We start from the raw sequence: 11,843 nt of genomic DNA on the forward strand, positions 1-11,843 counted from the left end.
TTATTTTAAGTCAGCATAAACCATTTCTGGTTTTTGGTTTTGAGCTTTAATTTCAGTTCCTTCTTTTAAAGAAGCTACTCCTTCTAATACAATTTCGTCTCCTGGTTTTAATCCGCTTGTTACCACATAATAATTTCCTGCTGAATTATCTAGTATCGTGATATTAGCATTTTTCGTTTTTCCGTCTTTTCCTAAAACTACCGCGAAAATTTTATCTTGAAGTTCAAAAGTGGCACTTTGCGGTACAATTATGGCATCTTTTACATCAGTAGGAATTCTTACTGTTGTACTGCTTCCGCTTCTAATAATTCCTTTTGGATTAGGAAAACGAGCTCTGATATTTACCGAACCAGTTTCTGTATTAATCAATCCGTTTACCGTTTCAATATGTCCTTTTTCTTCATAAACAGAACCATCTGAAAGCAGTAAAGAAACTGCCGGCATACTTTTGATTTTTTGTGTTAAAGAAGCTCCCGTATTATTATTTTGGGTGAAATTTAAAAGCATTTTTTCGTTCATGGCGAAGTATGCATAAACGTTACCAATGCTTGAAACTGTTGTTAAAGGTTCTGTAGTATTTGAGCTTACCAAACTTCCTAAACGAAACGGAATTGAACCTACAACTCCATTTACCGGGCTTGTAACTGTTGTATATCCTAAATTTGTTTTTGCATTTACTAAAGCCGCATTTGCTTGAGCCAAAGCCGCTAAAGCTGACTCGTAAGTATATTGTGCTGATTCTAAATCATATTTACTGATAATACCTTTTTCTACCAATGGCTTTACTTTATTTACAGCCAATTTAGCTGCACTTAAATCTGCCTGAGCACTTTTAATACTTGCAGTTGCAGTACGAACTTGCTGCTCATATTCTGGTGCACTGATTTTGAACAAAGGCTGTCCAGCTTTTACAACAGCCCCTTCATCAACAAAGATCTTATCAATGTATCCTTCAACTCTTGGTCGAATTTCTATATTTTGCTGTCCTTGAATACTAGCAGGAAAATCGCTGTTTAATGTAGCAGATTCCGGCTGTAATGTCACAGTTTTATACTCTTTTATCTGCGGTGCGCCCCCAGCCTGAGCCGATTTATCATTTTTACCGCAAGAAGCGATAACAATTGATGCTGCGAGAATACTTAAAAATGATTGCTTATTCATTGTGAAAAATGTGTAATTATCGATTATATGTAGACAAAATAACTAAAATATAACTAATGAAAATTTTCAAATAGACGAAGAGCGAGAGAGAATCGATAAAGGTAAGCTGACGACCGATGGAATTTTTCCAAATATTAAACAAGCGTTTAATTTTATCTTATCGACTCTAAAATGCTTTTTAGAGACTCTAAATCAGTCTTGGACGATTGCCCAAAATTTATGTTTAAATAAAATGTAATATTGCCCTTAAAACGATAAATTATAATGACACCTAACTTTTTCAGACCCTACTTATTCACCGGATTACACATTCTTGGATGGTGTTTGTTAGGATATATTATGCTGTTTTACATCCCATTAACTTGGAATGTTGTGCTTCCGTCAGCATTTTGGCTTTGGCAGAGTATTGTGCTTTTTTTATTGATTGTTGTTTTTTATTCGACAGCAAAAATTATTGTGCCAAAAACAATTATTAAAGACAATACCTCTCTTTTTTTACTTTGGGCATTTCTTGCTATTTTCAGCATGCAGCTAATTGCTTATTTTTATACCTCTCAGACAGATCTTCATAATCAAATCAGTAAAGCTATTGGTTTTACAAAGTATAAAAATCCTTATTTCGATAATTATGTTTTTACGCTTACGCTTCTGGTTTTAGGAATAAGTACCAGCTGGGCAATGCTACAATATTGGCAAAAAGCCGCACAGCATAAACAAAAATTAGAACAGGATAAAACAGCCGCAGAATTAGCAATGCTGAAAGCACAGATTAATCCGCATTTTTTCTTTAATTCATTAAACAGCATCTATTCACTTACTTATACTGATATTGAAGATTCGAGAAATGCACTTCATACTTTAAGCCGTATGATGCGTTATTTGCTTTACAGCACCGAAGGAGAACGAACAACATTATTAAAAGAAGTAGAATTTCTAAAGGATTTTATTGCTTTAATGAAACTTCGTGCGAACCGAAAATTAACTATCAATACAGAAATTCCCGAAAAACTTCATGATTACCCAATTGTTCCCATGTTATTATTACCTTTAGTAGAAAATGCTTTTAAACATGGTATTCATGCCACAGATAAAAGCGAAATATACATTAAACTTTCACAAAATGGTACTGATTTAGAATTTGAAGTAGAAAATACTTTCTTCGAAAAAACAACAGTTACTAATGAAGGCGGAATTGGTTTAACAAATACCAAAAGAAGATTACACTTGATTTACCCAAATCATCATTTCATCACTTTTGGAATTACCGACCACGGAACATATAAAATTAAATTGAAAATAACTTTAGAGCAATGACCGTATTAAAATGCATAGCAGTAGATGATGAACCTTTAGCTTTAAAACTCGTAGAAACGTTTATACAGCAGACTCCATTTTTAGAATTAATTTCAACCTGCGACAATGCTGTTGAGGCTATGGGATTAATTAGGGAAACAAAACCTGATGTTGTTTTCTTAGATATCAATATGCCAAACTTGACTGGAATGGAACTGGCAAGACTTATACAAGATCAGCCTGGACCTCTTCCAAAGATTATTTTTACTACCGCTTACAATCATTATGCAATAGAAGGATATAAAGTAAATGCTGTAGATTATCTTTTAAAACCTTTTAGTTACGAAGAATTTCTTCGCGCTTCTACGAAGGTTTTACAATTATCTGAAGAAGCAAACAATCAGTTTCAAAACATTGCTGCAGACGATGAATTTATCTTTTTAAAAGTAGAATATCAATGGGTTAGAATCTCGTTAAAAGATATTTGCTATATAGAAAGTTTAAAAGATTATGTAAAAGTTCATCTTGAAGATTCTCAGAAAGCTTTACTGTCACTTATTTCACTTAAGGCTTTAGAAGAAAAACTTCCTTCATCAAAATTTATGCGTGTTCATCGTTCTTTTATTGTATCTCTGGACAAAATTAGTGCTATCAGCAAAAACTCGATTTTTATTGATAAAATAGAAATTACGGTTGGTGAACAGTACAAAGAAGCTTTTAAAATAGTAGTCGATAAATGGCTTAAATAAATTAGAATTATAAAAATTATGGAAAAAAGATCAAATAAATATTACCTGACTTTAAGTCTTAAAGAATACGCTAACGGTGCAACAGAACCAGCAAAAGAGCTTGGAATCGAGTTTGACAATCACGATGAAATTTTCGGAATCATCGAAAAAATCAAAGAAAAAAACATCTTTGCCGATCAGTCAGAAGCTGTTCAATTTGCTTTGGGACTAAAATTATTCAGTGAGATTAAACTAAAAAATCGCAAAAATCCTCTTTTTGACGAATTAAATGAAGTTTTTCCTGTTTTTATGAAAAAACTAAAAAGTCTTTAAAAACTCCTTTAAAATTAAGACTTTAGACTCCTTATGCTTTTAAATTATAGTGTTAAATTTCAATAGAAATAAAGATTATCTAATTCTTCTCGGCAATAATTTGAAGGGATTTTCCGTTAAAAATAATGCATGTCCCACTAGATGCTTTTCCAAAAGAAGTTTAATTTCTATTTGAAATTCTTTTGCTTCATATAAAATAGCATAAGTATTTAGGCAAATCTAAATTGAAGATAAAACGGAGAATTTCATTTGAAACTGACCTTTTCATATTTAATGAATCTCTAAAAAAGAATATTCTTTTTCGATTGTTGGATAATGCAAATTTTATTTTTTAACCATTAAAATGAAAGCATTATGATAATTAAAAAAAGTATTTTTCTTCTTGCTGGGGTCTTAGCTTTAAGCAGCTGCTCCAACAATGATAATGATGATAGTACCAATATAGGGCCGACTGGACCGCCGGTAGAAACAGGTACGGCAAATACAACCTACAAACCTGCATTTTCTGGACAAACGCGTGCAGGAAGTATTCAAACCACAACAGAAATTGAATCTAAAGTTATCACCAACGGTTTAAGCGCTCCTTGGGGAGTGGCTTACCTTCCGGATGGACGTCTTTTGGTAACCGAAAAAGCAGGTAAAATAAAAATTGTTACTCAAGCTGGAGTTATAAGTAATGCCTTAACAGGAGTTCCCGCTGTAAATCCAGCAGATCAAGGCGGATTATTAGGAATTTGTCTTGATCCTGCATTTGCAACAAACCGCATGATTTATTGGGCTTTTTCTGAAGTAGTAGCAGGCGGAAATATTACAGCTGTTGCAAAAGGAAGAATCTCAGATAATGATACAGCAATTGAAAATGCAACTGTAATTTATCGTTCTAATACACCAAATAACAGCACATTACATTACGGAGGCCGTGTATTATTTGACAAAACTGGAAATTTATTTGTGAGCATTGGCGAAAGATCTGTATTAGAAACTCGTCCGCTCGCACAGGCAGCAAACAGCAGTTTAGGTAAAATTGTACGCATTACTACAAATGGACAAGCTGCATCTGGAAATCCAGTTTTCTCGCAAACTGGCGCTTTACCAGAGTTATACACTATCGGACATAGAAACCCACAAGGACTGGCTCTTCACCCAACAACTGGAGAATTATGGCAGAGTGAACACGGACCAAGAGGCGGTGATGAAATTAACCGAATCACAGCCGGAGCAAACTACGGCTGGCCAACTATTACATACGGAATTGAATACAGCGGTGCCAAAGTTGGCGAAGGTATTCAGCAGCAAACTGGAATGGAACAGCCTGTATATTACTGGGATCCTGTTGTTTCACCAAGTGGAATGACTTTTTACGCAGGAAACCGTGTACCTGAATGGCAAAATAATCTTTTCATAGGAGCATTAAGTGGCATGCATATTGTTCGTTTAGCTTTTAAGGATAATAAAGTAGCTGGAGAAGAAAGATTATTGGCTGGTGAGGGACAAAGATTTAGAGATATCACACAAGGAAAAGATGAAGCATTATACGCCGTTACTGATCAAGGAAGACTTTACAAAATTGATAAAAAACAGAAGTAAACTAAACTTGTTCATTTATATTAGCCAAAAACGCCCCACTTATGGGGCGTTTCGTATTTTATAAAATAAAGAATTAATTAAGCTTTAGCTTTTCTTTTTACTGTACAGCCAATTTCTTTAGTTTGAGTAATTGCTGGTTTTTGACCGCTTTTTAAAGATGCGATAACATCTTCGGCATATTTTACTTTATCAGCTTTATTTCCTTCTGGATCATTGTCGATTGCTCCAACATATTCTACAATATTTCCTTTTGAGGTTTTAGAAACGATGAAAATATGCGGTGTACGTTTTGCACCGTACTCGTCAGTAATTTTTTGTCCTGGATCAAATAAATATGGGAAAGGATATTTTTTACTTTTTGCCAAGTCTTGCATTTTAGAAAAAGTATCTGCTGTAGAAGCTTCTGGGTCATTTGGATTGATTGCAATTACAGGATATCCTTGTGGTCTGAATTTTTTATCTAAATCGATAATTCTTTGCTCATAACCTATCGCATACGGACAAGTGTTGCAAGTAAAAACTACGATATAACCTTTTGCATCTTTAAAAGTTCCAAAAGAAACTTCTTTGTTGTCAACATTTTTCAGTTTAAAATCTGGTGCAGTATCTCCAGCTTTAAGAGTTGTAGTTTGTGCCTGAGAAAGAAAGGCTGAAAATGCCAGTGCTAGTAATAAAATTATTTTTTTCATGGTTTCTGGATTTATAGTTTTTTATATTCAGTTAATAATTGTTCGTATGTAAATTCCGTCTCGACAAATTTTCGTTTATCATTTTTAATGAATAACGTTGCTGGAATACTTCCTGACCAGTTTGGATCGATTCGGTCGATAAATTCCTGCGGACTGCTTTCGTTTAAAAGAAAAACTTCATTCTTCAAGTTTTTTCTTTTTACAAACGGAATTACGTTCGATTCTAGTTTCGATTTAAAATCTAAACTTACCAATAAAACAGCCAGTTTCTCTGACTTATATTCTGCACTCAACTTTTCAAAATGCGGTAATTCTTTAATGCAAGGCGCACACCAAGTTGCCCAAAAATTGACAACGTAAGTACTGTCTTTTCCATTTTTAATTCTCTCATTAAGCTGATTTATATTCAAGAGCTTTACGTTCTGGCTATAAGCCGAAATTGAAAAAATACTAATTAGAAAGATATAGTAAAAAGACTTGATTTTCATAAGAATACAATGCTTTAGGATTAAATTGTGCCTTACAAATATAAAGCAATGAAATCTTACTTTTTGTTAATAAAAGTTTAATAGGTTTTAATTTATACAGAAACTCATATAAGCTTTGTGCATTGAATTTTGATAGTCACATTTTATTGACTAATTGACTTATCATTAATTACAAACGAACTTTGTTGCAAATAAAAAACAGTTGTTATGAAAATACTGTCGCTGTTATTAATCATGATTTGCAGTTTAAGCTGTCAATCTCAAACAAATTCAAAAATGAATGAAAATAAAACAAATCCGCTATTATGCGATCCAATAAGCGGAACATGTGAAATGCCAATAAGCGAAAATTCTAATAAAACCGCTAATATTCAAATTGAAAATAAACCTATAAAAATCATTTATTACACAGATCCTATTTGCTCGTCGTGCTGGGGAATAGAACCTCAACTTAGAAAATTAAAACTGGAATACGGAGATTATTTTGATATTGAGTACAGGATGGGCGGTTTACTACCAGATTGGAGTTATAATAGCGGCGGTATAAGCAAACCTGCAGATGTAGCGTATCATTGGGATGAAGCTAGTCTACATTACGAAATGCCAATTGATGGAGATGTTTGGCTTGAAGATCCGTTAGATTCTTCTTATCCTTCTTGTATTGCTATGAAAGCTGCGCAGATACAGGGTAAAGAAAAAGCAGTAAAATTTATGAGAATCCTACGTGAGAAATTATATCTCGAAAAGAAAAACATAGCAAAATGGGAAAATATTGTAGAAGCTGCAAAAATCGCAAATCTTAATGTCGAAAAACTAAAAACAGATTACGATGGTGATGCAAAAAAGCTTTTTCAAGAAGATTTAAATTATGCCAAAACTCTTGGAGTAAGAGGTTTCCCAACGCTTTTTTTTGCTGATGAAAATAATAATAAATTAACTGTTTACGGTTCTAAACCTTATGCTTCTTACGAGAATGCTTTATTAGCTTTATTTCCAGAAGCAAAAAAGAAAAGTATTGTTAAAGAAAATCCTTTATCGATTTTTGAAATATATCCTTCGCTAGCACCAAAAGAATATGCCGTAATTCATGACATTTCTGTTAACGAAGCAAAAATTATATTAGAAGAATTGCATGAAAGAGGAAAGTTAGGTAAAATGTCTATAAAGAATGGTTCGCTTTACAGTAAGTAATTTTAAAATGTCCCATGGAACATTTCATTGGTAGAAAATAAATATTTTTCTAGATATCATCCCGTAGGCACGTTTGGGTCATGAATTTGATTATTTAAAATATTGTCATTTCAACAATCAAACGTTCCTACGGAACGTAAAATCGATACATTTATTTTTTTTTCTACCTATGAGATGTTCCTAACGGAACATTTAAAAATTCTTGATCTACATAAAAATTTGGAAATATTATAATAGAAAATCAAACGTTCCTACGGAACTTAAATTCGATACATTTTTTTTTCTACCAATGAGATGTTCCTAACGGAACATTTTAAAATTCTTGATCTGCATAAAATTTGGAAATATTATAATAGAAAATCAAACGTTCCTACGGAACGTAAATTCGATACATTTATTTTTTTTCTACCGATGAGATGTTCCTAACGGAACATTTTTTATTACTCGTTTATTTTTTAAAATTCAATAAATTTTATATTCTATTACTTACTTATAAAATAACATAAAAATCCAAACCATGTTCCGTTAGGAACATCTCATCGGTAGAAAAAATTATGTGTCTTGTGTCGTCCCGTAGGGACGTTTGGAATTTAAAGAATTGGCTCTTTAAAATTATGCGATTGTGACAATCAAACGTTTCTACGGAACGTAAAATCAATACATTTATTTTTTTTTCTACCAATGAGATGTTCCCAACGGAACATTTAAAAATTCTTGATCTACATAAAATTTGGAAATATTATAATAGAAAATCAAACGTTCCTGCGGAACGTAAAATCGATGCATTTATTTTTTTTCTACCGATGAGATGTTCCTAACGGAACATTTTTTATGAATCGTTTATTTTTTTTAAAATTCAATAAATTTTATATTCTATTTACTTACTTATAAAACAACATAAAAATCCAAACCATGTTCCGTTAGGAACATTTCATTGGTAGAAAAAATATTTATTTTTTTGTGTCGTCCCGTAGGGACGATTGGAATTTAGAGAATTGGCTCTTTAAAAATATATTGGTTATTGTATTCAATTTCAAATGCTTTGAGTAATTTTTGATATTCTTCTAAAAATGATTCTTTTTTATGATGCTGTTCTTGATTTTGAATATAACGTATTACATTGGGGACATGACTTCTTGAATAAGAAAAAGCACCATAACCTTCCTGCCATGCAAAATTTGGAGACAGTTTTTCCTCTTTAATCCATTTGCTGGTTTCTGTTTTTAAATTTTGAATAAAGGATGAAATAGATTGTGTTGGTCGCATCCCTATAAATATATGAATGTGATCTGGCATACTATTTACACAAAGCATTTTATGTTGATTTGATTGTACAATACCAGTTATGTATTGATGTAATCTGTCTTTCCATTCTTTTCCAATTAATCCTTTTCTAAATTTTACTGCAAAAACAAATTGTATGTGTATTTGTGTATATGTATTTGCCATATGATTTCTACCGATTAATGTTCCTTTTATACAAATTTCCAAAATGCTAAAAATCGATATATCTCATAGAAGTCATTAAAATATCATTTTAAGCTAAATCTTAAAAAACACAGAAAAGCCGCAAGATAACTTGTGGCTTTTGTAAATTATTGTTGGTTACTTTTCAAATCTCCTCCAAAATCAATTCTGCAACTGCATCGATTGCTTGATTGATTATACTTTCAGGATTTCCTTCAAACTCAAAATGTCTGGCAATTTCTTTTTCTGCAATAATAATATGTATAAAAATGGTTCCTACTGGTTTTTCTTCACTTTCGCTTCCGCCTGGAGTTGTAAGACCAGTGAGGGCAACACAGATATCTGAGCTAATATAACGACAAAAATTCTGTGCCATCAATTTAGTCACCTCGGCAGATTCTGCGCTGTATTTTTCTATTGTTCCCCAAGGAATATGCAGTAAATCTTCTTTCATAGAAGAGTGGTAACTTACTATCCCTCCTATCAAGATTTTCCCTGAATTAAAAACTGTCGAAAATTCATAACACATTTTTCCAGCAGAAGCACTTTCTGCAAATGATATGGTCAAGTTTTTTTCTATTAGAGCTTGACAGCAAGCGTTCACTTTATGAGATGCCATAATTATTTAATTTTTAATTACTATTTCATATCAAAATTATAATGTAAGTAATATGGTTATCTTACATAATTTCTTACACTTATTATATTATAAATAACTGTTAATTATGCAACTATAAATAATTTTCTTGTAAAGACTTTTAGTTACCTGCTTGTTAAATTTGTAAAACCCTACTTTTTAAGTTTAAAAGTATTACGACAAAAAATTAAAAAAATAGTATTATGGAAAAGCCACACAACCATGATTATGGTCAATTCGACCCTGATTATATAGATCAAAATACTCTTGTAGACGGAACTTATTCAGTTGAAGATGAATATAAACAAGAGCTGAAAAAACACGATGAACGCGAATTTGGTGAAAGTGATCCCGACATCATTGAGCAAAATACGCTAATTGATAATGACAATTACGCAAGAGATGAAGATCCGTATCAATATCAAGAAGAATTTGTAGAAGATCTATCTCATCCAGAACAAGATTTTGAAAAGAATACAAATGTAAGATCTGAGAATATACCAAATCAAGAACGTATTATTAATGAAGATGATGCCATTACAAATGACGATACAGAAGACGACTTGAATGATGAGTATGATCCATATCTAGATTTAGACAATGATTTGGAGAAAGATGATGACTTAGATAATGATGAAGAACTAGATGATTTTGATGCTGAACATTATCCAGAAAACCATCCTAGAGAATAACCATTTATCATAGCTTCAAAACAATTGTTTATGACTATAGTAACACAAATTGTCTGGCTATTTATTTTAGCAATTCCAATTGCCTGTATAAGCTGGACTGTAACGCACGAAGAGATTTTTAGAGAACCGCACGAATGGTGTGTCAGACGTTCTAAAAATGACCGATTTTTAGTATCGAGAAAATTTTTCTACCTCTTTACGTGTGAATATTGTTTTAGCCATTATGTCACAATTGCATTTTTAATTCTTTGTGATTATAAACTTTTGTTAAATGATTGGCGAGGCTATATTTTGGCAGGGTTTTCTCTGGTTTTTACAGCAAATGTCTATATGAGTCTTTTTGCATTGCTGCGTCAGGCGATCAAAAAAGAAAAAGTTGAAATCGAAAAAATCGAAAGTGAAACTGACTCTGAAAAAGAATAAAAATTAAAAAAATAAGTATAACTAAACAAATTATTGTCATGGAGAATTTAAATTTCATAGATCCATTATTACACGGAATTACCCCACAGAATAAATCAATTAATCTTTCGGTTAAACAAATGGTATGCGCAGGAGTTGGTGCTCTTTTGGCTTCTGCAGTTTTGAAAAAAACAGGACATCCAAAAGCTAGTGCTGTTGTTGGAAGTATTGCACTGCCAATTTTAGTTTCGGCTTGTTATAAAAAGTATAGTGAAGTTACTAAAGAAAAAATCGATGCTAAAACAAGCAGTGGTATCGAATACAATCATTAATCATCATTTGTGATAAAATCAAAAAAGCCTATAATTAATTTTATAGGCTTTCTTTTTATAATCTTCTCTATATAGAAGTATTTATTTTTCCTTTTGAGTAGAAATTTTACAGTACTACTATTCAAAGGATGTACTATGGAATCTTATTTTACCTCGATATTTCCTTCAACCCAATTTAAGGCTTTATTAAAATCTACTTTTTTAAAACCTTTAAATTCTCCTGGAACAATATAACTAAATCCGTTTGTGAACGAAATAATTTCTTCAGTATCTGTAATGATTGCTGCTCTATTCCATTTTCCTAGATGTTTTAATCCTAAAAGTGCGTCTTCCAGCCACGCTCCAGCAGTAAAGTTTTTAATATCTGTATCGAGGACCAATAAAAAATTAATTTCGTTGGTTTGTTTCACTAAATGTTCAACCGCAGGAACTACTGCTGTCAAAAAATCTTCTTTGGTTACTTCTGCTAATGCTCTAAATGCAACAATGTTATCGGTAGTGTCAATTTGATGTATCATGATTTTTACACTTTTTTTTGAGTTATTAATTTGAGTTTTATTCTTTGATATTTTTCGAAGACAGTTGTATTCAAAATACCAAATCCATCTCAAATGTACTGATTCAATGATAGTTAAATCTTATATTTTTTCATTTGATTATTATATATTTTGAAGGTTCTGAGGTGCTGAGAGGCTAAGGTTCTGAGTTTTTTCATTGGCAGTATACATATAGTGAATTTAAATTCACTGCTGCAAAAATAAAATGTGGATACTCGTTGCGTAGACGCACTACGGTGCGTCTCTACAGAATACATATCCACTACAAAACCTTTGAACTTTTGAA

14 protein-coding genes are annotated in these 11,843 nt (G+C 32.1%); 8 read left to right on the forward strand and 6 right to left on the reverse strand.

Going from position 1 to position 11,843, the window contains the following annotated elements; all coding sequences use genetic code 11:
• Positions 1 to 1,161, reverse strand: a complete 1,161-nt coding sequence (locus tag QMG60_RS17745) for an efflux RND transporter periplasmic adaptor subunit (RefSeq protein ID WP_057116118.1) — start codon at positions 1,159 to 1,161, stop codon at positions 1 to 3.
• Positions 1,162 to 1,425: 264 nt separating this feature from the next.
• On the opposite strand from QMG60_RS17745, the gene QMG60_RS17750 reads away from it, so the two are divergent.
• The 4 genes from QMG60_RS17750 (at position 1,426) to QMG60_RS17765 (ending at position 5,102) form a co-directional block, all read left to right on the forward strand.
• Positions 1,426 to 2,475 carry a histidine kinase gene (locus tag QMG60_RS17750; protein WP_281865865.1) on the forward strand — a complete coding sequence of 350 codons (1,050 nt, stop codon included), beginning with the start codon at positions 1,426 to 1,428 and terminating at the stop codon, positions 2,473 to 2,475.
• The gene (locus QMG60_RS17755; RefSeq protein ID WP_057116120.1) at positions 2,472 to 3,203 is read left to right on the forward strand and encodes a LytTR family DNA-binding domain-containing protein; all 732 of its coding nucleotides are present in this window, start codon (positions 2,472 to 2,474) and stop codon (positions 3,201 to 3,203) included. The genes QMG60_RS17750 and QMG60_RS17755 overlap by 4 nt, the downstream gene beginning before the upstream one ends.
• A gap of 18 nt (positions 3,204 to 3,221) precedes the next feature.
• The gene (locus tag QMG60_RS17760; protein ID WP_281865866.1) at positions 3,222 to 3,515 is read left to right on the forward strand and encodes a DUF3861 domain-containing protein; all 294 of its coding nucleotides are present in this window, start codon (positions 3,222 to 3,224) and stop codon (positions 3,513 to 3,515) included.
• A gap of 354 nt (positions 3,516 to 3,869) precedes the next feature.
• Entirely contained in the window at positions 3,870 to 5,102 is a 1,233-nt protein-coding gene (locus QMG60_RS17765) for a PQQ-dependent sugar dehydrogenase (RefSeq protein ID WP_281865867.1), read from the forward strand.
• 77 nt (positions 5,103 to 5,179) lie between these two features.
• Here the strand turns inward: QMG60_RS17765 and QMG60_RS17770 are convergent, their stop codons facing one another.
• The gene (locus QMG60_RS17770; RefSeq protein WP_281865868.1) at positions 5,180 to 5,791 is read right to left on the reverse strand and encodes a thioredoxin family protein; all 612 of its coding nucleotides are present in this window, start codon (positions 5,789 to 5,791) and stop codon (positions 5,180 to 5,182) included.
• Positions 5,792 to 5,802: 11 nt separating this feature from the next.
• Positions 5,803 to 6,279 carry a TlpA family protein disulfide reductase gene (locus QMG60_RS17775; protein WP_281865869.1) on the reverse strand — a complete coding sequence of 159 codons (477 nt, stop codon included), beginning with the start codon at positions 6,277 to 6,279 and terminating at the stop codon, positions 5,803 to 5,805.
• 276 nt (positions 6,280 to 6,555) lie between these two features.
• On the opposite strand from QMG60_RS17775, the gene QMG60_RS17780 reads away from it, so the two are divergent.
• A complete protein-coding gene (locus tag QMG60_RS17780) occupies positions 6,556 to 7,470 on the forward strand; it encodes a DsbA family protein (RefSeq protein WP_281865870.1) in 915 nt (304 codons plus the stop codon).
• A gap of 987 nt (positions 7,471 to 8,457) precedes the next feature.
• On the opposite strand, the gene tnpA is transcribed toward QMG60_RS17780, so the two are convergent.
• Together tnpA and QMG60_RS17790 are read right to left on the reverse strand one after the other, a co-directional pair.
• Positions 8,458 to 8,919: an IS200/IS605 family transposase gene (gene tnpA / locus QMG60_RS17785; protein ID WP_281865871.1), complete on the reverse strand. Its 462-nt coding sequence runs from the start codon at positions 8,917 to 8,919 to the stop codon at positions 8,458 to 8,460.
• A gap of 163 nt (positions 8,920 to 9,082) precedes the next feature.
• Positions 9,083 to 9,556 carry a CinA family protein gene (locus QMG60_RS17790; protein WP_281865872.1) on the reverse strand — a complete coding sequence of 158 codons (474 nt, stop codon included), beginning with the start codon at positions 9,554 to 9,556 and terminating at the stop codon, positions 9,083 to 9,085.
• A gap of 221 nt (positions 9,557 to 9,777) precedes the next feature.
• On the opposite strand from QMG60_RS17790, the gene QMG60_RS17795 reads away from it, so the two are divergent.
• Genes QMG60_RS17795 through QMG60_RS17805 form a run of 3 tightly spaced genes read left to right on the forward strand, consistent with a single transcriptional unit; the run spans position 9,778 to position 11,000 of the window.
• Positions 9,778 to 10,266 (forward strand): hypothetical protein, encoded by a 489-nt coding sequence (locus QMG60_RS17795; RefSeq protein ID WP_281865873.1) that lies wholly within the window; start codon positions 9,778 to 9,780, stop codon positions 10,264 to 10,266.
• 30 nt (positions 10,267 to 10,296) lie between these two features.
• The gene (locus QMG60_RS17800) at positions 10,297 to 10,689 is read left to right on the forward strand and encodes a hypothetical protein (protein WP_134142004.1); all 393 of its coding nucleotides are present in this window, start codon (positions 10,297 to 10,299) and stop codon (positions 10,687 to 10,689) included.
• Between the two features lie 38 nt (positions 10,690 to 10,727).
• On the forward strand, positions 10,728 to 11,000 hold the full coding sequence (locus QMG60_RS17805; RefSeq protein ID WP_281865874.1) for a PrgI family protein: 273 nt from the start codon (positions 10,728 to 10,730) through the stop codon (positions 10,998 to 11,000).
• Between the two features lie 143 nt (positions 11,001 to 11,143).
• Here the strand turns inward: QMG60_RS17805 and QMG60_RS17810 are convergent, their stop codons facing one another.
• Entirely contained in the window at positions 11,144 to 11,518 is a 375-nt protein-coding gene (locus QMG60_RS17810; protein WP_057116131.1) for an STAS/SEC14 domain-containing protein, read from the reverse strand.
• Between the last annotated feature and the right edge of the window lie 325 nt (positions 11,519 to 11,843).

The sequence above is a fragment of the Flavobacterium sp. GSB-24 genome (assembly GCF_027924665.1).
GTDB lineage: Bacteria > Bacteroidota > Bacteroidia > Flavobacteriales > Flavobacteriaceae > Flavobacterium.

Coding starts and splice junctions, on each gene's coding strand:
- QMG60_RS17745 (WP_057116118.1), bottom strand. CDS start 1,161: ATGAATAAGCAATCATTTTTAAGTATTCTCGCAGCATCAATTGTTATC.
- QMG60_RS17750 (WP_281865865.1), top strand. CDS start 1,426: ATGACACCTAACTTTTTCAGACCCTACTTATTCACCGGATTACACATT.
- QMG60_RS17755 (WP_057116120.1), top strand. CDS start 2,472: ATGACCGTATTAAAATGCATAGCAGTAGATGATGAACCTTTAGCTTTA.
- QMG60_RS17760 (WP_281865866.1), top strand. CDS start 3,222: ATGGAAAAAAGATCAAATAAATATTACCTGACTTTAAGTCTTAAAGAA.
- QMG60_RS17765 (WP_281865867.1), top strand. CDS start 3,870: ATGATAATTAAAAAAAGTATTTTTCTTCTTGCTGGGGTCTTAGCTTTA.
- QMG60_RS17770 (WP_281865868.1), bottom strand. CDS start 5,791: ATGAAAAAAATAATTTTATTACTAGCACTGGCATTTTCAGCCTTTCTT.
- QMG60_RS17775 (WP_281865869.1), bottom strand. CDS start 6,279: ATGAAAATCAAGTCTTTTTACTATATCTTTCTAATTAGTATTTTTTCA.
- QMG60_RS17780 (WP_281865870.1), top strand. CDS start 6,556: ATGAATGAAAATAAAACAAATCCGCTATTATGCGATCCAATAAGCGGA.
- tnpA (WP_281865871.1), bottom strand. CDS start 8,919: ATGGCAAATACATATACACAAATACACATACAATTTGTTTTTGCAGTA.
- QMG60_RS17790 (WP_281865872.1), bottom strand. CDS start 9,556: ATGGCATCTCATAAAGTGAACGCTTGCTGTCAAGCTCTAATAGAAAAA.
- QMG60_RS17795 (WP_281865873.1), top strand. CDS start 9,778: ATGGAAAAGCCACACAACCATGATTATGGTCAATTCGACCCTGATTAT.
- QMG60_RS17800 (WP_134142004.1), top strand. CDS start 10,297: ATGACTATAGTAACACAAATTGTCTGGCTATTTATTTTAGCAATTCCA.
- QMG60_RS17805 (WP_281865874.1), top strand. CDS start 10,728: ATGGAGAATTTAAATTTCATAGATCCATTATTACACGGAATTACCCCA.
- QMG60_RS17810 (WP_057116131.1), bottom strand. CDS start 11,518: ATGATACATCAAATTGACACTACCGATAACATTGTTGCATTTAGAGCA.